Source organism: Sphingobacterium sp. GVS05A (assembly GCF_019969845.1).
Lineage (GTDB): Bacteria > Bacteroidota > Bacteroidia > Sphingobacteriales > Sphingobacteriaceae > Sphingobacterium.
This window is the reverse complement of the sequence record NZ_JAHXYR010000004.1, coordinates 389,339-411,836: the sequence shown is the minus strand read 5'-3', so window position 1 is coordinate 411,836 and position 22,498 is coordinate 389,339. Positions and strand designations below refer to the sequence as shown.

Annotated in this window: 17 protein-coding genes; 5 read left to right on the top strand and 12 right to left on the bottom strand. The window is 40.4% G+C overall.

Going from position 1 to position 22,498, the window contains the following annotated elements:
• Positions 1 to 502 precede the first annotated feature (502 nt).
• Both LC454_RS12255 and LC454_RS12250 read right to left on the bottom strand, forming a co-directional pair.
• Positions 503 to 2,182: a protein-disulfide reductase DsbD family protein gene (locus tag LC454_RS12255; RefSeq protein ID WP_223582677.1), complete on the bottom strand. Its 1,680-nt coding sequence runs from the start codon at positions 2,180 to 2,182 to the stop codon at positions 503 to 505.
• Between the two features lie 123 nt (positions 2,183 to 2,305).
• Positions 2,306 to 3,373, bottom strand: a complete 1,068-nt coding sequence (locus LC454_RS12250; RefSeq protein WP_223582676.1) for a PLP-dependent cysteine synthase family protein — start codon at positions 3,371 to 3,373, stop codon at positions 2,306 to 2,308.
• A gap of 161 nt (positions 3,374 to 3,534) precedes the next feature.
• On the opposite strand from LC454_RS12250, the gene LC454_RS12245 reads away from it, so the two are divergent.
• Positions 3,535 to 3,993, top strand: coding sequence for an Lrp/AsnC family transcriptional regulator (locus LC454_RS12245; protein ID WP_262903069.1), 459 nt, complete (start codon positions 3,535 to 3,537; stop codon positions 3,991 to 3,993).
• A 152-nt stretch (positions 3,994 to 4,145) separates the two neighbouring features.
• Here LC454_RS12245 and LC454_RS12240 read toward each other — a convergent pair whose 3' ends face one another.
• The 3 genes from LC454_RS12240 to yihA all read right to left on the bottom strand — a co-directional run bounded on the left by LC454_RS12240 (position 4,146) and on the right by yihA (position 7,490).
• Complete coding sequence (locus LC454_RS12240) at positions 4,146 to 5,822, bottom strand: PNGase F N-terminal domain-containing protein (protein WP_223582675.1); 1,677 nt, start codon at positions 5,820 to 5,822, stop codon at positions 4,146 to 4,148.
• Between the two features lie 80 nt (positions 5,823 to 5,902).
• Positions 5,903 to 6,757: a UbiA-like polyprenyltransferase gene (locus LC454_RS12235; RefSeq protein ID WP_223582674.1), complete on the bottom strand. Its 855-nt coding sequence runs from the start codon at positions 6,755 to 6,757 to the stop codon at positions 5,903 to 5,905.
• Between the two features lie 103 nt (positions 6,758 to 6,860).
• The gene (gene yihA, locus LC454_RS12230; protein ID WP_120260861.1) at positions 6,861 to 7,490 is read right to left on the bottom strand and encodes a ribosome biogenesis GTP-binding protein YihA/YsxC; all 630 of its coding nucleotides are present in this window, start codon (positions 7,488 to 7,490) and stop codon (positions 6,861 to 6,863) included.
• A gap of 193 nt (positions 7,491 to 7,683) precedes the next feature.
• Between yihA and LC454_RS12225 the strand changes: the two genes are divergently transcribed.
• Positions 7,684 to 8,619, top strand: a complete 936-nt coding sequence (locus LC454_RS12225; protein ID WP_223582673.1) for an ABC transporter ATP-binding protein — start codon at positions 7,684 to 7,686, stop codon at positions 8,617 to 8,619.
• A complete protein-coding gene (locus LC454_RS12220; RefSeq protein WP_223582672.1) occupies positions 8,612 to 9,937 on the top strand; it encodes an ABC transporter permease in 1,326 nt (441 codons plus the stop codon). The genes LC454_RS12225 and LC454_RS12220 overlap by 8 nt, the downstream gene beginning before the upstream one ends.
• A gap of 153 nt (positions 9,938 to 10,090) precedes the next feature.
• Here LC454_RS12220 and LC454_RS12215 read toward each other — a convergent pair whose 3' ends face one another.
• The gene (locus LC454_RS12215) at positions 10,091 to 10,618 is read right to left on the bottom strand and encodes an Mpo1-like protein (RefSeq protein ID WP_223582671.1); all 528 of its coding nucleotides are present in this window, start codon (positions 10,616 to 10,618) and stop codon (positions 10,091 to 10,093) included.
• 140 nt (positions 10,619 to 10,758) lie between these two features.
• On the opposite strand from LC454_RS12215, the gene LC454_RS12210 reads away from it, so the two are divergent.
• Complete coding sequence (locus LC454_RS12210) at positions 10,759 to 11,412, top strand: HAD family hydrolase (RefSeq protein WP_223582670.1); 654 nt, start codon at positions 10,759 to 10,761, stop codon at positions 11,410 to 11,412.
• Between the two features lie 163 nt (positions 11,413 to 11,575).
• Here LC454_RS12210 and rny read toward each other — a convergent pair whose 3' ends face one another.
• The 4 genes from rny to pheT all read right to left on the bottom strand — a co-directional run bounded on the left by rny (position 11,576) and on the right by pheT (position 16,636).
• Complete coding sequence (gene rny, locus LC454_RS12205; protein WP_120260856.1) at positions 11,576 to 13,129, bottom strand: ribonuclease Y; 1,554 nt, start codon at positions 13,127 to 13,129, stop codon at positions 11,576 to 11,578.
• Between the two features lie 416 nt (positions 13,130 to 13,545).
• Complete coding sequence (locus LC454_RS12200) at positions 13,546 to 13,836, bottom strand: cell division protein ZapA (RefSeq protein WP_077432704.1); 291 nt, start codon at positions 13,834 to 13,836, stop codon at positions 13,546 to 13,548.
• Positions 13,837 to 13,893: 57 nt separating this feature from the next.
• Entirely contained in the window at positions 13,894 to 14,199 is a 306-nt protein-coding gene (locus tag LC454_RS12195; RefSeq protein WP_077432703.1) for a hypothetical protein, read from the bottom strand.
• Positions 14,200 to 14,239: 40 nt separating this feature from the next.
• Positions 14,240 to 16,636, bottom strand: coding sequence for a phenylalanine--tRNA ligase subunit beta (pheT, locus tag LC454_RS12190; protein WP_223582668.1), 2,397 nt, complete (start codon positions 16,634 to 16,636; stop codon positions 14,240 to 14,242).
• A 573-nt stretch (positions 16,637 to 17,209) separates the two neighbouring features.
• On the opposite strand from pheT, the gene purL reads away from it, so the two are divergent.
• Entirely contained in the window at positions 17,210 to 20,884 is a 3,675-nt protein-coding gene (purL, locus tag LC454_RS12185; RefSeq protein ID WP_223582666.1) for a phosphoribosylformylglycinamidine synthase, read from the top strand.
• A gap of 46 nt (positions 20,885 to 20,930) precedes the next feature.
• Here the strand turns inward: purL and LC454_RS12180 are convergent, their stop codons facing one another.
• Complete coding sequence (locus LC454_RS12180) at positions 20,931 to 21,377, bottom strand: DoxX family protein (protein WP_223582665.1); 447 nt, start codon at positions 21,375 to 21,377, stop codon at positions 20,931 to 20,933.
• Between the two features lie 136 nt (positions 21,378 to 21,513).
• Positions 21,514 to 22,428 carry an AEC family transporter gene (locus LC454_RS12175; RefSeq protein WP_223582664.1) on the bottom strand — a complete coding sequence of 305 codons (915 nt, stop codon included), beginning with the start codon at positions 22,426 to 22,428 and terminating at the stop codon, positions 21,514 to 21,516.
• Positions 22,429 to 22,498 lie beyond the last annotated feature (70 nt).

Sequence of the window (22,498 nt, the reverse complement as noted above, 5' to 3'; positions counted from 1 at the left end):
AGGCCCTGTCAATTGAGAAAATGACAGGGCCTTTTTTCTTATTTACAGCTTCTCCCATTTGATCCTTATCCATGGTATTTCCCATCTTTCTTTGTCGATTTATGCGATTGCGGTTCGGCTCGGCGAAAAACCTAAAAACTATCACCCTCGCTGACTCCAAGTTCGGGGAGTTATTCGGATCATATTTGTATCTGATTCGGGATAGATTCGCCTCTGCTACCAGGTGTGAGCGTGATGACTACGCAATGAGTATATGATAAATGCCTTAGAGACTCGGACTCAACACGGACTCATCATAGACTCAATACGGATTCACCCCGACTTTAGGGCGAAGTAGATACGGCACTGTGCCGAAGCATTAGCGGAGCTAATTCGATTGTAAACGAATGAATCCCTAAAAAAGTATTATATTAAGAAGAATTGCATGATCGAAAAACTAAGCTTTACGCAAAAAATCCCCCTTGCAAACAGCAAGGAGGATAAAATTAGAATATGACGATGGTTAGTTTTTCTTTTTAAAAGCATCTACACCGCTCTGTAGAAATGCCTTGTATTGTTCAACATTGTAATTTGCGCCACTTTGAGGAACCAGTACCTGGCCATTTGGGTCAACGATTACATACAATGGTTGCGAATTGCTATTGAATGCAGAAGCTTGAAAATCACTATTTTTATTTCCAATAGTCTTTATTTTTTTATTACTATACTTGGAAACAAATTGCTCATTGGCAGGCAATTCAGTTTTATCATCCACAAATAACTCTGCCATAACAAATTCTTCTTTCAACAATTTGGCTACCGCAGGATCAGTCCATACGTTTGATTCCATTTTACGACAGTTGACACAATTCCATCCAGTGAAGTCAATCAAAACGGGTTTGTTGAGTTCCTTTGCTGTTGCTAGAGCCTGATCGTAATCATAATAAGGATCAAAGCCTTTTGGTGTACCACGCCCATGGAATATCTCTGCATATTTTTTAACTTTTCCATCCGTATGCGCCGCGGAACTACTTCCAACTCCGGTAGATAAATCAAAATCTTGGGTTGCCGATGGCGGTAAAAAGGCTGAAATAGACTTCAAAGGCGCACCCCATAAGCCCGGAATCATATATACAACAAAAGAGAAAACAACAATAGCCAATATCGTTCTTGGAACGGACAGAAATTTAAGATCACTATCATGGGAAAACTTGATCTTACCAATCAGATAAAGCCCCATCAAACCAAATACCACAATCCATAGCGACAGAAACACCTCTCTGTCTAACCAATTCCAATGGTAAGCCAAATCTACATTTGACAAGAATTTCAAGGCTAGCGCCAATTCTAAAAATCCAAGTACCACTTTAACACTGTTCAACCAGCCGCCTGACTTGGGTAGAGATTTAAGCATCGATGGGAACATTGCAAATAACCCAAAAGGAATTGCCAAAGCGATAGAGAATCCTAACATACCAATGGCTGGACCTAATCGTTCACCTTTTGAAGCCGCTTCCACCAACAGGGTTCCGATGATCGGACCCGTACAGGAAAACGATACCAACGATAAACTAAATGCCATAAAAAATAGACCAATAAGTCCACCTTTATCCGATTTGGCATCCATTTTATTGACAAATGAACTCGGCAAAGTTATTTCGAATGCACCAAAAAAAGATGCAGCAAATACCACTAACAGTAAGAAGAAGATAAAATTGAAAATTCCATTGGTTGAAAGCGCGTTGAGTGCATCAGAACCGAATGCAATGGTAATAATCATCCCCAAAGCAACATAGATCACAATAATAAAGAGACCATATAACAAAGCCTTGCTGATCCCACTGGCGCGACTACCAGACTGTTTGGTGAAGAAGCTCACCGTCAAAGGAAGCATCGGAAATATACATGGCATCAATAAGGCTGCAAAGCCCCCAACCAAGCCCGCGATAAAAATACTCCAAAGCGATTTTTTACTGTTTTCACCAGAACCTCCCACCTTAGCGGTCGCAGCGATCGTTTTGCTGGAATCAACACTTGCTGTCACCGTGTCTGGTGACTCTTCGAATGATAGTGAATCCGGACTGATTGTACCATCCGTAAATTCGATACCTTCCATATTAGCCGTGCTATCCTGCTGCGCAAACATAGCAAGAGGAAGAATAAGCAGGAATAAAAGGGTTAATAGTTTAAAATTAGTTTTCATCAGCGTATAATGTGTTTTTCATAATTTATTTGCTTTGAGACCTATTTATCATTCCGATGTAAATAAAACCCGAGGAGCATGACACTCCCCGAGTTAACTATAAACATATGAAACTAAATCTTATTAGGCTCCAAATACAGGATTTGGTAGTCTACATATCGGTTGAAAGCCCAGAAAATCAACATCACTGGATAGATATCCCGGTTTAACAGGCTCTTCCTTAACCAAATCTGTGCTTAAATATTTTTTATTATCATCACATAGTAGCGTAACGACGACGGCATCATCCCCTAGCTCCTGCTGTAACTTAATCGCACCAATAACATTTGCGCCCGAAGAAATCCCAACGGCAAGTCCCAATTGCCTTGATAATTTCTGCGCCATAATGATCGAATCGCCATCATTGGCACAAACGACCTCATCCAATTCATTCAGATCAACAATAGCCGGTATAAATTCATCAGATATACCTTGAATACGATGTGAACCTACTTTATGTCCTGTCGTCAACGTTGGGCTCTCAGCAGGCTCCAAAGGATGTACGCGAACGTTTGGATTTGCTTTCCGTAAACTACGTCCTACCCCCATAACAGTTCCGCCTGTTCCCACACCAGCGACAAAGGCATCAGCTACCAAACCCTGCTCCTCCAATTGTTTAACAATTTCGTAACCAGTCGTTTTTTCGTGTGCCTCTGCGTTATATTGATTTTCGAACTGTCGTGGCAGAAAAACCCCACCCGCAGCAGCAAGCTCTTCACTCAAACGAATACTACCCAAAAAGCCACCCTCTTCTTTGCTGATTAACTGAATATCAGCGCCCATACTTCTAATAATATCAGTACGCTCTTTACTCAACCAATTCGGCATAATAATCTTCACCTGATGCCCCAAAGCCTTACCGATTGCTGAGAAGGCAATTCCAGTATTTCCACTTGTAGCTTCGATAACAACATCCGTTGGTCTAATTTGGCAATTCATATATGCTTTATACAAGATGTACAAAGCCATTCTGTCTTTGATACTACCTGTTAAATTGTAATTCTCACATTTTACAAATACCCGGCCTGGCTTACCTTTGTAGGTATACTGCAATTCCAACATTGGTGTGTTTCCAACCAATCTCCACAAATGCTTAAATCTTTTGTCCAATGCCGGTGATAAGCATGCACTTAGTAATTCTTGTTCAGCCATTTTTATATAAATGATTATTCTGTTGCAAAATTGACCAATAACAAGATATTATTCAATAGATGGCTATAATTTCAAGAAAAATTAAATAAAAACACACAAATAACAATAAAATATCCATTCAAACATTGTAATTTTGCAGCAACACCGAAAATATTCAGATTATGGAATTGGATGAAATTGATTTAAAACTGCTACGCTTATTACAGCAAGATGCTTCATTAAGTAATAAAGAATTGTCTTTCGAATTGAATAAATCAATTGCAGCAGTACATGAAAGGGTAAAAAAATTAAAAAGACTAGGTTATATCAAAAAAACTGTGGCGATCTTGGATCGGCATAAGATCGGTATCGGATTAATTTCGTTTTCGCAGGTATTCCTCAAAGCACACACCTTCGAGGTACTAAATGAATTTGAAAAAGAAGTGGCTAAATTTCCTGAAGTCATGGAATGCTATCAGATGGCTGGGTCTTATGATTTCATGTTGCGTATTGCTACCAAAGACATGGATGCCTATCATATCTTCTTAAGACATCGCCTTGCTGTATTACCGCAAGTCAATACGGTACAGACGTATTTTGTGTTATCGGAGACAAAAAGTGAAACCGCCTATCCCCTCTAATTGAACAGAGCCTATCTAAAAAAATTGAGGTATTGATTTTGTATAAATCAATACCTCAAATATATCAATCAATCAATCAATCAATCAATCAATCAATCAATCAATCAATCAATCAATCAATCAATCAATCAATCAATCAATCAATCAATCAATCAATCAAATAGCAAAGTTCCGCTGACATTCCAGCTACTGAAACTTGTACCTTCAGGAGCTCCCTGCGGGATCTGAACCTGTAATTTGTAATCACCAGCTTTTAAATCGCCCAAGTCGATATAAATCGGTGGAGTCACTGTTCCTGGACACCAGTTGGAACGGCTTAGGTCAGATGAAGACAATCCAGTGGCAAAATTACCTGAAGCAGGGTTGGATAAACGATAAGAACCGCAATCGTTGCGCCAAGGCGTGTATTTAAAGAGCAAGGTATCGTTTAAAAAAATGCGGTTTTCTTTGGGAACAAACTCATCACCATTCCCCCAGCCTCCATGACCGGTCGTGATATAACGTAACTGTACATTTTTAGCATCCTGATCCAAACGAAACGACAGTGTCAACCCTTTATCCTTATCGAACATAGATCCATACTCCTGGCCACCCATTTCCATCACATTGGTCGTCGTAAATAATGACATCGTCTTTTTCAGACTCGCTTCTGAACCCGCCTCAAACCCTGGGTGAATTGTAAGCTCAACACTAACTTCATGACCATTCTTATCATAGTTGCCAATGAAAGCACCTACGTACACTTCCTGCTCACTTAACATTCCTGCAAGTTCAGACACATCCTGTCTGTAAAGCACGGAATCTTGCCAAACCTTATCCTTTAACTGAAGATAGTTAAACTGCTTAACACCAAAGGGTGTAAAGAAACGCATCAATTCAACGATAGGTTCGAAAGTCGCTGTTCTTACCACTCCCTGATAACTCTTGCCATTTCCATTTTCGTACTTCGGTAAGGTTGACATGCCATTTTTCATACCGTCCAAAAAGCTCTGTGCTTTATTGGCTGGAATAATAAAAACGGATCCGGTACGGTCGTATGCATCTCCTTTTGATTGCTCCACAAGCTGAACGAACACATTATCGCTAGCTTTGATTTTTGGTATTTTGACTTTCTTGACAATCACTGTACCATTGGCAAAACGTAGGATTGAATCTGATTTGGTATCATCTGAAAAACGAATGCGTTCCTTTTGGAAAACCGGAAGTTGGACAAAACGGTTCTTCCAGATAAGATCTTTATAAGAGAGCTCATCATAGCGTTTCTCACTTCCTTTTAACTTCAATTGTTCAGGAATGGTCTTGACTTTCTCTACTTTTGTTGCAAAGGTGCGTGTATTGCCATTTCTGATCACCTCTAACACCAAGCCAAGATCCTGCCCGAGTTCACTCGGTGCTCCTTTTACCCCAAGTTTGTCCGTATACCAGATTTCAATCTTATTGGAATTGATACTGGTCTCCACTTTCTTACAGGGATACCCCAAGATGGTCTTGGTTTCGTTAGTCGGGTTGAATTTCTGTTTGGAGAGCGCCAAAGAGTCTCTTGTCAGGATAAGGGAACCATCTTTCAGTTTCGCAATCTTAAGCAAGGTATTTCCAGACGATCGCTCCACCAATACGCGTTCGTAAGGCGGCAACAATTGTCCTTTTATATCTTTTTCCGAACTCACATAAGTTTCATTTGCATTGGCATAGACCAGTACCCCATTCTGATTGGCGGGTGTATTGCCATTAAAACTTTGATTGTACTGGATCACATAGCTCGTTAGCTTCTGGGCATAAGAGGACAATGACAGACATAAAATTGAAACAAAAAGGATATTTTTCTTCATAGTACGCATATTGGATTAGACACAAAAATAAGAAAGGCTTTAGGAATTCCTAAAGCCTTTCTTATTTTATGCTAAAACGTTTATTTTATCAACCAGATATCTAAAAGATAAAAGACCGCAAAGATGACGGAAGCGTACCCATTGGTGGTCATAAAATGGCGGTTTACCCGACTTAAATTTGTCGATGAAAACAGCGTATGTTGATAGATCAACAGTCCACCATAGAAAACCACACCTAAATAATAAATCCAGCCAACAGGCATTAAAAACGCTGGGATTAAAACAAATATAAAAGACAACACGTGTAAACATTCGGATACCCGCATCGCTCCTTTGGTTCCCAGCCAGACTGGAATAGAGTTCAACTTATTGGCGCGGTCAAAAGCCTCATCCTGCAAGGCATAAATAATATCAAAGCCACTCACCCAGGTCAGCACAGCAAAGCCATAGAGGACAGGTACAGTTGCAAACTGCCCCGTGATAACGAGATATGCTCCGATCGGCGCTAAACCCAATCCTGCACCTAATACCAAATGGCATAAAGGCGTGATACGTTTGGTATAAGAATAAAAAAGCACCACAAAAAGTGCAATCGGCGACAACATAAAGCACAGGGAGTTTATAAAATAAGTCGCTGTGACAAAAAGTAAGCAGTTGACGATGGTAAAGATCAGCGCATTTTGAGCAGAAATCTTCCCTGCAGGAATATCCCGCATTGCAGTTCTCGGATTGATCGCATCAATATCGCGATCCAAGTACCTATTGAAGGCCATCGCTGCATTTCGCGCCGTTACCATGCACAATAACATTAATAGTAATAGTTTCCAAGAAAAGGCATATTCAGTGGTATGCAGCGCCAAAAAGAATCCAATAAGAGCAAATGGCAATGCGAATACACTGTGGGCAAATAAAACTAAGGAAAGATACTTCTTCATGAGATGATCTTATTAGACTTTAAAACGTTCGTCATCCTATCCCCGACACTGATCAGATTGACGAAGCTATTGTGTTGAACCAATATTTATTTTTTTGAAATACTTAAAACGGCATTCTTTCTTCTGGCTCGGGCCCTACAAATCGGCGGTTGACCTCATCAATGGTCTCCAAAATAGGCTCGTGACCTAATTTCTTTTCTGCCGAAGTTAAAAAGATCGTTGGCACCTCTTCAAACCATTGCAAAAGCTCCTTCTTAAATTTCGCGATATTTGCATCAGATTTCACTGCTGATTGTTTATCTGCTTTGGTAAAAACCAGCATAAAAGGTAAACCGCATTCGCCCAACCAGTAACAGAAGTCAAGATCGATCTTCTGTGGTTCAAGACGACTGTCCACCAGGACAAATACACATTGCAGATTATCTCTATGTGTCAGATATCTACGAATGAATTTCTCCCATTCATTGCGACTCGTTTTGGATGCTTTCGCGAATCCATAACCGGGCAAATCGACCAGATACCATGTGTCGTCTATAATAAAATGATTGATCAATTGAGTCTTACCGGGTTTTTGGGAGGTCTTGGCAAGGCCCTTCTTATTTGTCATAGCATTGATCAAAGAAGATTTACCTACATTAGAACGACCTATAAAGGCGTACTCAGGCAAATTTGGCGCAGGTAATTTGTCAACTCTCGTGTTGCTACACACGAATTCGGCTTTTTTTACTTCCATGGAACAAAGGTACATTAAATGAATCCGTTTGACAAGGTTTACACCCCTTCTATGCTATAAAAAACTTCATGGTCATGCTGTAACATTTACGGGCATTTACATACTAATAGTCAAAATAAACAAGTGTATCTTTGATAACACAGGATATATGCTCTTTTTTCTCCATACAGAATTTAATTAAACCTTAGAAAAGATGTTACTCGAAATCAATCATGTCACCAAGGATTACGCCAATCATCGCGCATTGGACGATGTATCCATCCAGATTCCAAAAGGAAAGATTTTTGGGCTACTGGGACCCAATGGAGCCGGAAAAACATCACTGATCCGTATCATTAACCAGATCACTGCACCCGATTCCGGTGAAATCCGATTTAATGGGGAATTATTAGGTGCACAGCATATTGCCCAGATAGGCTATCTTCCGGAAGAACGCGGTCTCTACAAAAAAATGAAAATCGGGGATCAGATGCTTTACCTGGCACAATTGAAAGGACTTTCAAAAAAAGAAGCTTTACATCGAATACACGATTGGTGCGAACGACTTGATATAACTTCATGGTGGGACAAAAAGATTGAAGATCTCAGCAAAGGAATGCAGCAGAAGGTCCAATTTGTGGCCACGGTTATTCACCAACCGCAATTGATTATCCTTGATGAACCCTTCTCAGGTTTTGACCCAGTGAATGCCAATATCATCAAAGAACAGATCCTACGGTTAAATGCTGAAGGTGCTACAATTATCTTCTCCACCCATCGTATGGAAACGGTAGAAGAGCTCTGCGATCATATCGCCTTGATCCACCGCTCCAAGAAAATCCTGGATGGTCCCGTACAAGAGATCAAGAAAGACTACAGGAACCAAACCTATACATTGGAATTCACCCCCAATGCAGAAGGCATTGACATCAGCAATGAAAGTCTATTTAAAATTGTCAGCTCATCACAAAAAGAAAATATTTACAATACTACTATTCAGCTAAATAAAGATGTTAATATAAACAATGCATTAACATCTTTATTACCAAAAATACAGCTCAATCAAATCATTGAGCTTGTCCCTTCTATGGCAGATATTTTTATCCAGAAGGTTACTGAGGTCTCACCTTTATCCCCAGATCATGCATAAGATATTACTCATCATCCAACGGGAATATCTATCCCGAGTCAAGAAAAGATCATTCATTGTGATGACTTTCGCGGTCCCGCTTTTCTTTTTTGCGCTGTATGCAGGTATGTTTTACCTGACAAAAAAGAGCTTTAAAGATGCCCATACAGAAGTCTTTATCATTGATCAACAGGGCGACTTTGCCAATAGGCTTCAAAGCAATAAAAATGTAAGCTACAAGAAGAGTCAGCTACCGCTGCAGCAACAAAAACAACGCCTGGCCCAAGAGCAAACCAAACAGGCGATCTTATACATCCCTCAAGATATCCTGACGACACAAAAGGCTGAATTGATTACCAGCGGCAAAACAAGTTTTGTCACGCAGGAGATTATCAGTGGTCAGTTGGAAGACATCATTCGGGAAAAGGAATATAAAGCCAAAGGGATAGACCTCAAGCTGATTCAATCCATTAAACCTAAGGTGGATATTGAAGCGAAAGAAATAACTGCAGACGGTGAGGAAAAAAACAGCAATACGGCAATAGCGATGGGGATTGGCGTCGCCTTGGCTATTTTGGTTTACCTGTCCCTCTTTCTCTATGGCGCGCAAGTCATGCGGGGTATCATTGAAGAAAAAAGCAATCGCATTATAGAAGTTATTATTTCTTCTGTAAAGCCCTTTCAGCTTATGATGGGTAAAATTGTGGGCATCGGTATGGTTGGCCTTACACAATTTGTGATGTGGCTTGTACTCACGCTAGGGCTCTTTCTTGTGGCTACTACATTATTTGTCAATCCACAAGACATACAGGAAGTCGCGGCCAGCCAGCCTGGAGCGGCCAATATGGGAACAGTATCCAAAGCAATGGGACAAGGTGGTTCTGCCTCTATTCTCGCTTCAATCCAAAGTTTCAATTTCACAGAGGTTATTGTATTCTTCTTTCTGTTCTTTATAGCAGGCTACCTCCTCTATAGTGCTATATTTGCTGCTGCGGGTTCTGCCGTAGATAACGAAACCGAGGCCAATCAGTTTTCCATGCCGATCACTATGCCCCTATTGTTGACGTATATTCTCTCTTTCGGAGTTATCATTAACGATCCCAATGGTCCAATTGCCACCTGGCTGAGTTTTATTCCATTTACATCCCCCATCGCTATGCTGGTTCGCATTCCTTTTGGTGTCCCCTTATGGCAGATATTAACTTCATTGACCTTGCTTATTTTAACCTTCCTATTGATCACTTGGGTAGCTGCACGTATCTATCGTGTAGGGATATTGATCTATGGAAAGAAAGCCAGTCTCAAAGAAATCATCAAATGGTTTAATTATAAAAATTGATCGGACCGATCGACAGGCATATAAAGAAGCGAAGGCTGGATTGTACAGTACAATCCAGCCTTCGCTTGTTATCAATCCAACTGTCAAAACCTCAGTTCAAACAGATCCATAAACCTGCTTTTCTTTCAGTATGACAACTATAGGGCAAATGGGTTAATATCTAATATTGAACTTCTGAAATACAAAATGCCATAGCCATATCGGGCCTATCAGTAGAAATTGCAGAAATTCCTTTCCAGTAATTACCTTTTTCTCTTTTCCTTTACCGAGAAACAGTGCAACTAACGCCAGCAATGCGATCGCCAAGCATACCCATATCACCGCAGGACCGCCGTTTTTTTGTACATATTCCAATTGAACAATAAAAAAGCTCATTGCTCCTATTGAGAACAAGATTGCATAAGACAGGGTCGCGGATAATTTCAGGTAAAAATAGATGATAATTGCAATGAAGAAAGAACCCCAATTCAAAAAGGTGTGCCAATTGAGCTTCACCAAAAATTCAAACTGTGGAAAAGGAATCATCCAAATACAGCCCATCACACCGAAGAATAACAGCGGCAAAAAGATGATCTGAATAATACGATTGATTGGATCTTGAAAATTAGCATTCAATTCCTCAAAATAGGTATCTACTGGACGTTTCGGTTCTACTTCCTGAACTTTCTTCTTTTGTTTCATTCGGCAAATTTAATAAATATTGATCTGCATAAACCGTTGAACGGGATAATATTCTCATTTTTTTGGTCTGTCGCTTGTCATTATATGCTTTCTTCGACCTTTAACTGGCAATCTCCTATCCAATTACGTAATATTGCAACATGAAGTCTTACAAACATATCTTATTTGATCTCGATGGTACGCTGACAGACCCTGCTGAAGGCATCACCAAATGCATTGCGTATGCACTCGAAGCAAAAGGAGTACATACGCCTGATTTAAATAGTCTGAAGCCATTAATTGGCCCTCCGTTGAAAGATACCTTCATGCATACCTATGGATTTGACGAAAAGGAAGCTTTGGCTTGTGTGGACAAATACCGTGAACGCTTTGCTACCCAGGGTTTATATGAGAATCTGCTCTTTGATGGTATCCCCGAATTACTGGAAGGACTAAAATCGAAAGGCTATAAGGTATACTTAGCGACCTCCAAACCCGAAATTTTTGCACATAAGATTTTACAGCATTTTGCAATCGACAGTTATTTCGATTTTGCTGGCGGAAGTGCATTGGACGACTCCAGACCGACCAAGACAAGTGTCATTCAGTATGTATTAGATAAGGCTAGCCTGACGGAGCCACAGCACTGTATTATGATCGGCGACCGCAAACATGATCTAATCGGTGCCCAGGAAACGGGTATGGATGCCATCGCTGTGCTTTATGGTTATGGTAGTGAGGATGAACTTATGAAGGAAAAGCCAACCTATCTGCTGCATAGTGTGGATGATTTAATGGAGTTTTTTGGCTCATAAACAGATTTTCAGAAGAAATAACTATGTTAGCTCAGGTGGACCGCCGAAAACTTCCCTGTATCAAAAGATACAGCAACAAAAAGCCCCAATCAATGATTGAGGCTTTTTTATTATTATTTGTTTACCAAAGATCCTGTATTGTTTTTCAGGACTCTCCCATACGTTATTTCGCGTAAGATACGGATCTTGTCTCCCGGATGACAGTCACTTTAATCTGACCTGGATAAGTCATTTCAGTCTGTATACGGTTTGAGATATCAGCTGCCAATATTTCTGATTGCGCATCCGACACTTTTTCACTCTCAACGATGACACGTAATTCACGACCTGCCTGTATCGCAAAAGTTTTCTCGACACCAGGGTAAGATAGTGCCAAGTCTTCAAGTTCTTTCAAACGTTTGATGTAGCTTTCAACGACTTCACGACGTGCTCCAGGGCGTGCTCCTGAGATAGCATCACAGGCTTGTACAACAGGAGAAATTAAGGCTGTCATCTCAATTTCATCGTGGTGAGCGCCAATGGCATTACAAACATCTGGGTGCTCTTTATATTTTTCAGCCAATTGCATACCTAGAATCGCGTGTGGCAATTCAGGATTATCATCAGGCACTTTACCAATATCATGCAATAGTCCAGCACGTTTGGCATGTTTTACATTCAATCCCAACTCAGCAGCCATTGTTGCTGCAAAATTGGCAACCTCACGGGAGTGCTGTAGAAGGTTCTGACCATAAGAAGAACGGTAACGCATACGTCCCACCATACGGATCAGTTCAGGATGCAATCCATGAATACCCAGATCAATGGCAGTACGTTCACCAATCTCAACAATCTCGTCTTCAATCTGTGTACGTGTTTTTGCTACAACCTCCTCGATACGAGCTGGGTGGATACGGCCATCCGTTACAAGACGGTGTAAAGCCAAACGGGCAATCTCACGACGTACTGGATCGAAACCTGAAAGGATAATTGCCTCCGGTGTATCATCCACGATGATCTCTACACCTGTTGCAGCTTCCAATGCACGGATATTACGGCCCTCACGACCAATAATACGGCCTTTGATCTCATCATTTTCGATATTGAAAATGGAAACTGTATTTTCGATTGCAGATTCAGTAGCTGTACGTTGGATCGTTTGGATAACGACTTTTTTCGCTTCTTTCGTCGCGGTCAATTTCGCTTCGTCCACAATATCCTTGATCTGAATCATTGCTTGGGAACGGGCTTCCTCGCGCAATGAATCCACCAATTGGTTTTTAGCTTCGTCAGCTGTAACACCAGCGATACTCTCCAATTGTTTGATCTGTTGTAATTTTAAAGCCTCGACTTCTTCGGATTTCTTTTCATTAAGTTCAACCAATTTATCCAATTGCTTCTTTTTGGTATCCACATCCTGCTTATCGCGATTGATGCTTTCAAGCTTTTGGTTAATCGATTGTTCTTTCTGTCTCAACGTATTTTCCTTTTGGTTGATGGTGTTATTACGTTGATTCACCTCCTTTTCATGTTCGGATTTTAATTGAAGGAATTTTTCTTTAGCCTCTAAAAGGCGTTTCTTTTTAATGTGTTCTCCTTCTTGCTCTGCATCTTTTAGTATGCTATTTACCTTATCTTTGGCTTCCTGTTCTTGTTTTTTGAATAACAGAACCAACAGATAACGACCTATAACTACACCAACAATCAGAGAAATTATGATATAAATTGCGACGTCCATGTATGTATAATTGTATTATATATGTTTGTTTTTATTAATTATTAAATTTCAATAGAAAAATATCTTCGCTATTTTTTGAACTGGACACAAGCTGATTTAATGCAATTGGTATTCCAATATACTTCTTGGGAATACCAGCGATTGAATCAGACAGTGTTTACATTTTATGCAAACAGGCCCAACGCATGATGGTTTCAAAACAAAAAAAAACCGCAATTAAATTTAAACAGGTCTCATGTATTATTAAACTTCGTGATTACATAATTAGGCTTAGATTATGACCCAGATGGCTTTCGCAAAATGGCCTATATCTTTTTGCGCCTGTAATATTGAAGCGTTAAGTTTAAAATAGTGACAACCCGAATTTAATTGCGGCAAATTCGTCGTTTTAAGCTCTAAATATAAAGAACGTAAATTTATTTGTTAAAGAAATCCGTCAACAACTGATCAAGCTCCTGTACTGAATTCTCCAGCCCCACTTCGTGGTTCTGGGACTGTCGCTCCGCATTTAACATTCGCGTAGCGAACTGCAATACACACATGGACAACAAATCCTGCTTATCTCTAACAGTATAGTTTTCCTGCAATTCCTTTACTTTTTCATTTATCAATTTCGCAGCATGTCGAATCACTTCTTCCTCCGCGCTTTCCACCCGAAGGGGATAGACACGATCTGCGATATTTATTTTTATGGAAATCTCTCCCATTTCTTTGAGCTTTTTAACGTTGTATTAGTTTAAATTCCGATGATCTCCAAATTCCAACTACTTCAACAAACTAATACACTTGTCTATTTCTCGCACAAAATCGTTAATTTTTTGTTTTGTGTCAAGTATTTTTTCATTAATTGCTTCCTTATCCGTTTCTGAATCCAAGGTTCGGGCTACTGCCAGCGCCTTGACTTTCTCTTCCAACTGCTTGCTTTTATCGTTGCTCGCGTCGAAAGCCACTTTTAAGGATTGTACCTCTAATTTAAGCAAATCATTTTCTTCTTGCAAGACTTCGCACATTTGAATTAAGTTTTTCGTTTTCTCAACGATCAGATTCATTTGTGAAGACAATGTTGCCATAGCGTAAATCGAATATTACCAATTAATGTTCTATATCTAATTAACCACGCACCTCTGCGCTTAGTTCCTTCTCAAAATTAACAATTAATTTTTGAACTATCGCATCAATTTGTTTATCGGTCAATGTTTTTTCTTCGTCTTGCAGGATAAAGCTCAGAGCATAAGACTTTTTCCCTTCCGGAATTTTATCACCTTTATACACATCAAACACATTTACCTCCTTTAAAAGCTTGCGTTCGGTCTTTTGAGCGACAAATTGAAGCTTATCAAAGCTCACATTTTCGTCAATCAACAAGGATAAATCACGGCGTACAGCAGGGAATTTCGACACTTCCTTATATTGAATACTATTCTTGCGAATGATTTTCATCAAGACATCCCAGTCAAAATCTGCAAAGAAAACCTGCCCCTCAACATCTGCTTTTTTCAAGTTGGCATTAGCTACCGCGCCAAAAGAAACCAGACATTTCTGACCTTTCATATAACTCAATCCGTAGGCAAAATGATTGCTCGGCGCATCTTGTATTTGTATGCCCTCTATCTTAAGACGTTTGACAATGGTATCAACTGCAGCTTTAAGGTTATAGAAATTCACATTACCTTTTTTGCTATTCCACTGTTCAGCTTGCTCCCTTCCCGTTATTGCAAAAGTCAAATGCTGCGTTTCTTTATATCCCTCACCATCCAACGCATAAGTTTTACCGAATTCAAAAAATTTCAGATCAAAATTTCTACGTTTCTGATTATATTCAATGGCATTCAACACGGAGAATAACATGTTTTGACGCATGGTATCCAAATCCGAACTCAAGGGATTGAACAATCTGACAGCAGTTTCACTGTCGTCTGCATAATCAAGCTTTGTCAACGAATTCGCTAATATTTCACGGAATCCATTACCGATCAATAAGTCCGCAAGTTGATTTAAGACGACCTCTTTATCTGGTTTTTCGACCGTGTTTAAGGAAGCCTTAATTTGGGATTTTAGTTCAATGTTATTGTAGCCATAAATCCGTAATACCTCTTCCACAACATCTACTTCGCGGGTTACATCGACACGATAAGCAGGCACTAAAACATCTAGTCCCGCAGCTGTCTCCGAAGCAATCTCAATACCAAGAGCAACGATAATGGCTCTAATTTCTTCATTTGGGATTGCTTGCCCAATTAAACGTACCACGTTCGCATAGCTCACATGGAATGAGAATGGTTTAATTTCGACAGGATATACATCTTTCAAGGTCGAAGATATCGTCCCTCCAGCAATTTCCTGAATCAACAATGCCGCACGTTTTAACGCTTCCACCGTAATGTTAGGATCTGTACCACGTTCGAAACGGAATGAAGCATCTGTTTTCAGACCATGTCTTTTAGAGGTCTTACGCACTGATACAGCATTAAAATAAGCCGATTCCAAAAACACATTGGTTGTTTCTGTCGAAACACCTGAATGTGCACCACCAAAAACACCAGCGATACACATTGGTTTTTCAGCATCAGCAATCACAAGGTCTTCAGCAGAAAGCGTCCGTTCCACAGCATCTAGGGTCACAAACTTTTCCCCTTCTTTTGCTGTACGGACAAGCACCTTGTTACCAGCAATTTTATCCGCATCAAACGCATGCAATGGTTGGCCAAGGTCATGCAATATATAATTGGTGATATCGACAATATTATTGATTGGACGTACACCGATCACATTTAATTTTTCTTTCAACCAATCAGGCGATTCTGCAACCTGAACACCGGAAATATTGATTCCGCTATAACGTGGACAAGCCGCAGTGTCTTCGACGACAACAGCTGTTCCAGCTTCCTCAGCCGCTTGAAAGGCCGAAACATCCGCTTTTAGAATATTTGTACGGAAATAAGCAGCGATATCGCGTGCTACACCTAAATGGGATGCCGCATCCGCACGATTCGGTGTAAGGCCTATTTCGTAACGGTAATCATCCTGAATATTGAAATGATCTTTCACTAATGTCCCTACCGCAACATCAGCTGGCAATTCAACAATACCGGCATGCGATGTACCTAAACCGATTTCATCCTCACCACATAACATACCTTCGGATACTTCGCCACGAATTTTAGATTTGGTAATCTTAAAGGGTTCTCCGCTCAAGGGGTGACATGTTGTACCTACTGTTGCCACAATTACTTTCAATCCTGTACGGCAATTTGGCGCCCCACATACGATATTTAGTAATTCAGAAGCGCCTACATCAACTGTAGTAACGCGCAATTTATCAGCATTCGGGTGTTGCTCACAAGTTTTTACTTCGCCAACGACCAAACCATCCAATCCACCGGGGATACTCTGTACGACGTCCAGTGCCTCTACTTCCAATCCTGTGTTTGTCAAGATCAAAGATAATTCCTCCGGCGTCGAATCTATATTAACGTGTTGTTTTAACCAATTATATGAAATGTTCATCTCGAATTTGATTTGATGCACAAACTTAGATAAATTTGACTTTGTATGCAATTATAATTGCGTAGTATATCAATTTATCCCTGTCAATACATACATTTTCCCAGGCGCTCACCCGACTATAGTCTTTCTGTTCCTCGCATTCTTTGCAATCTGCCATATCCTGATTGCTACCCACCTTGCTTGTTATAATGCGCTGAGAAAACAGGATTCTTAAAGATTGAAAAAAATCGAATAGAAGATGACTATGAGGTTGGTTGATCGACAGCCTAATTCAATCTTTGCCTTGGGATACGCATTAGATCCACATCCCAAGGCTCGATCATGTTATACTCATAGGGAATAGGGTTTACGAATCTACCACCTACAAGCGACCTATCCTAATAGCGGGTAGAATGATAACATTTATTTACACGAATTAACACAACTTTACATTTATTTACATTAGAACCGTTATTTCACTGTTTTTAAACCGAATAGTAACCACTATTTTTTAATCAAAATTCAATCATTTCCATAAAAATAATATGTAACTTTGTGCTTTAATTTGAAGAACGTTCAAAACAAACATTTATAATGATTCATTTCTTTGAGAACCCATCGAACACCGTATATGGTGTTCAAAGCGTAAACTCTTTATCACAAGAAGACATTACTAAACTCAACTGGCTATTCGGCAACGCCAAAAAACTCGACGACCAAACCCTTAACCATTACTTTGTAGGCCCCCGCGCAGCGATGGTCACTCCTTGGAGTACCAATGCAGTAGAAATCACACAGAACATGGGTATTGGAGGAATTGTTCGTATCGAAGAATTTCAACCGGTACCAGCAGATTTCAATGATTTCGATCCAATGATTTCGCAAAAGTTCAGTATGTTGACGCAGGATATGTATACGGTCAACATCACACCAGAACCTATTTTGGAAATTGAAGACATTGACGCCTACAACAAATCCGAAGGATTGGCATTAAATCCGGAAGAAGTAGCCTACCTAAACAATCTTGCCACCAAATTGGGACGTCTTTTAACAGACTCCGAGGTCTTTGCTTTTTCACAAGCTAATTCCGAGCACTGTAGACATAAGATTTTCAATGGTACATTTATCATTGATGGTGAAGAACAACCTACTTCCCTATTTAAATTAATCAAGAAAACTTCCGAAACAAATCCAAATGAGATTGTTTCTGCGTATAAAGACAACGTAGCCTTTATTAAAGGCCCACGGGTCACCCAGTTTGCACCTAAATCCGCTGATAAGCCTGACTTTTACGAGGAGAAATCTTTCGATTCTGTTTTATCCGTAAAAGCCGAAACCCACAATTTCCCAACGACTGTAGAGCCTTTCTCTGGAGCGGCGACAGGATCAGGAGGTGAAATTCGTGACCGTATGGCCGGTGGTCAAGGCGCGATTCCTTTGGCGGGTACCGCGGTCTATATGACAGCCTATTCACGTCTATTGCAAGATCGTCCTTGGGAGAAAGCAATGCCAGAACGCCAATGGCTTTACCAAACACCAGTGGATATCCTTATCAAAGCTTCCAATGGAGCTTCTGACTTTGGTAATAAATTCGGACAACCCTTGATTACGGGATCTGTACTGACCTTCGAACATGAAGAAGAAGGCCGTAAGCTTGGTTATGACAAAGTCATCATGCAAGCTGGTGGTGTCGGTTATGGAAAATTGGATCAAGCCAAAAAACATACCCCAAAAATAGGTGATAAAATCGTCATCTTAGGGGGTGAAAATTACCGTATCGGTATGGGAGGTGCTGCAGTATCTTCTGCTGATACAGGCGCTTTCGGGTCAGGCATTGAATTGAATGCCATTCAACGTTCAAATCCGGAAATGCAAAAACGTGCGGCCAATGCTGTACGAAGCTTAGTTGAAGCGGATCATAACCCAATTGTCTCTATCCATGACCATGGCGCTGGTGGACACCTCAACTGTCTATCCGAATTGGTGGAGGAAACAGGCGGTTTAATTGATCTTGATGCACTTCCGGTAGGTGATCCTACCCTTTCAGCAAAAGAAATCATCGGCAATGAGTCTCAGGAAAGAATGGGCTTGGTGATTGCTGAAGATGATATTGCAATCCTAAAACGTGTTGCTGATCGTGAACGTGCACCAATGTACACCGTAGGTGACGTCACTGGAGATCACCGCTTCACATTTGCATCAAAAAGCAATGGCGCCAAACCAATGGATTATGCCTTAGAGGATTTCTTTGGTTCCTCACCAAAGACCTTTATGCGTGATAAAATAGTTGCTCGTAATTATGCAGATCTTACCTATGATTCCGCGAATATCCCGAGCTACTTAAATCAGGTCCTACAATTGGAGGCTGTGGCTTCCAAAGATTGGTTGACCAATAAAGTGGACCGTTGTGTGGGTGGCCGTGTTGCCAAACAACAATGTGCAGGTCCATTACAGTTACCTTTAAATAACGTTGGTGTCATGGCTCTTGACTACAAAGGAAAAGAGGGTATCGCAACAACGATAGGACACTCCCCTGTCGCAGCATTAATTGATCCGGCAGCGGCTAGTAAAACTGCTATCGCAGAATCATTATCAAATATCGTATTTGCACCGATTATAAATGGTCTTGCAGGCATCTCATTGTCGGCCAACTGGATGTGGGCCGCAAATAACGAAGGTGAAGATGCTCGACTTTATCAGGCTGTCAAAGCTTGTTCGGATTTTACAATCGCACTAGGAATCAATATCCCTACAGGAAAAGACTCCTTATCGATGAAGCAAAAATATCCAAATGGTGAGAATGTAATTGCTCCCGGCACATTGATTATTTCAGCAGCTGGAAATTGTACGGATATTACTAAAGTAGTTGAACCCGTATTAAACAAAAATGCAGGATCCATTTACTACATCAATCTATCAAAAGACAACTTCAAATTAGGTGGTTCGTCTTTCGCTCAGATTGTCAACAAATTAGGCATAGAAGTTCCTACAATTCAAGATGCAAATTATTTCAAAACAGCATTCAATACCGTTCAGCAATTAATCAACGATAATCAAATCGAAGCCGGTCATGATATCGGATCCGGTGGTTTGATCACGACCCTTTTGGAAATGACATTTGCAGATGTGAATTTGGCTGCAAATTATGACCTTTCGGGATTAAATGAGTCTGATGCTGTAAAAGTATTGTTCAGTGAAAATATTGGACTTGTGCTTCAAGCTAAAAATGACACTGTTTTCGAGCAAGCTGTTAAAGAAGCTGGCGTAGATGCCATAAAAATTGGTCAGGCGGTAGCAGGGAACACCGTTACCATCAAAAATGGAGAAGAGAACTTCAGCTTTGATGTTGCGGCAACACGTGATGTTTGGTCGACCACTTCATTCCTATTGGATTCGAAACAATCGAAAAACGGAACTGCACAACAACGTTTCGATAACTATAAAAATCAACCTTTAACATTTACCTTTCCAAGTCAGTTCAACGGCAAAAAACCGGTGATCGACGGAAGTAAAGCACGTCCAAAAGCGGCAATTCTTCGAGAAAAGGGCTCCAACTCGGAACGCGAGATGGCAAATGCGATGTTCTTAGCAGGTTTTGATGTGAAGGATGTTCATATGACTGACTTGATTTCAGGCCGTGAGACTTTGGAAGACATTCAATTTATCGGTGCTGTTGGTGGATTCTCCAACTCGGATGTACTGGGTTCGGCAAAAGGATGGGCCGGAGCATTCCTCTACAATGAGAAAGCGAAAAAGGCATTGACCGATTTCTTTGCACGCCCAGACACGCTTTCGATTGGTATCTGTAATGGATGCCAGTTGTTTATGGAATTGGAAATGATCAATCCGGAGCACGAGGTTCATGGTAAAATGTTGCACAACACTTCAGGCAAACACGAGTCAAATTTCATTTCCGTGAAAGTTCAGGAAAATAACTCTGTTATGCTTTCTACATTAGCAGGAAGTACATTGGGTGTTTGGATTTCACATGGTGAAGGAAAATTCAATCTACCGTATGCAGAGGAACAATACAATATTGTTGCGAAATACGGTTATGAGCAATATCCGCACAATCCAAATGGCTCGGATTACAATACAGCGATGATCTGCGATAAAACTGGTCGCCATTTGGCCACAATGCCGCATATCGAGCGCTCAATTTTCCAATGGCATTGGGCAAACTATCCAAAAGGACGTCAGGATGAAGTTTCTCCTTGGTTAGAGGCTTTCGTCAATGCCCGCAATTGGATTGACAATCAAAGCAAGTAATAAGCACTACATAAAAGCTCCTTCATCTATGAAGGAGCTTCTTTTTTTAGATATCCCTTTTATATCCTGGTTTGTTCATCATATTGTCAAGGGAATATTTTCCAGATCCCATGACCATAAAAAAGATCAACAAAAAGAATACGACTATAGAAAGCCACAATTCGGAATTCACATAACTAAAACCATTGGTGATATTAACAAAAAAGACAGCTCCCACCAAGACTGGTAACAATAATAAAGAAGCTAAACGGGTTTGAAAACCCAAAATAAGGAATAACCCGCCAACCAAGTGCGTAAATACCACATAGTGAACGGCACCCCAAACAGACAGGTGAAAGCTACTTTGTTCGATCATGTGCTCAACCACTTGCCTATCGTTTACAAAAGTTATACCTTTGGCGAAAATCATAATACCCAAGGCAATTCTTAGGTAATCAATCCATTGTGGGTGATGGACATTTCCCCAATGCTCAATTCTATGTATCAGGTTCATAACATACCTCCTTTTATCGATGGTTATACTGCTATAACAACTGAATTGCAAAAAAGTTGTAGCTCAGTATCATTTTAATACACAGACCATTGCCCTTACATGGGATCGAAGTCCTTCAAAAAGGTTGAACGAAACATTAGGCTATCGCAAACCGGATCACAAGATCCCATAAGGCCGTTGTCATTAGCCCGATTACAATACTAAACCCGATAACAAGATTCACCAACTTTGCATTGAGATGATATTGTTCAGCGATGATCCCTGAGGTGACTAAGGTGGGCATGGCAGCTTCGAAAATACTGATTCGCGCCACAGGCCCCTTTACTCCAAGTAACAATGCAAATAGCAAAACCAATGCGGGAGCCAAAATTAATTTATAGATCATGGCTGTACTAATCTGTGCGAATTGTTGGCGCCAGCCCTCGAATTTCAACTGTAAACCGATAGAAAATAGTGCCAATGGTCCTACTGTCGCCACGAGTTTATCAAAAAAAGGTTCGGCAACACTAAAATCAATAAACTGAGATAAAGTCAATGCAAGAAGACAACCGATCAATGGCGGAAAAGTAATCAGTTTCCTGATCATAAATTTGGCCTCAATGGATTGCCCTTCCTGAAGATTTGCTTTAAGCGCATTGATGATACCAGCAGTAGATAATAGAATAAATGTCGTCTGGTCACAAATGATTGCAATCGGTAGTTGCGCCTCGCCAAAATAAGCCATAATCAATGGAAACCCGATGAAGGATGTATTGCTATAGCCTGCCGCCAATTCCAGACTGCTCCTGGAACGTTGCTTATAGGATTTTCGCCTACAATACCATTCCATAAATAACCAGCTTCCGGCCCAAACCAAAACTGCCGAAAAGATCGGAAACAACAACTGTGACGACCATACGATCTTTGGAATATATTTAAACGAAACCGCCGGAAGAGCAAAATAAAGTATCCAGGTATTGATTCCTTTATGCGCCTCAGCGTGGATTAAATTTGTCCTTCGCAACAGCATACCAGCAGCAATACAAAACGCAATCATTATAAAATTCACCATGTTTTCTCTACAATTTTATACGACACAAAAGTGCAATAGTATGCTTAGTAAAAACATGTATAAATACATT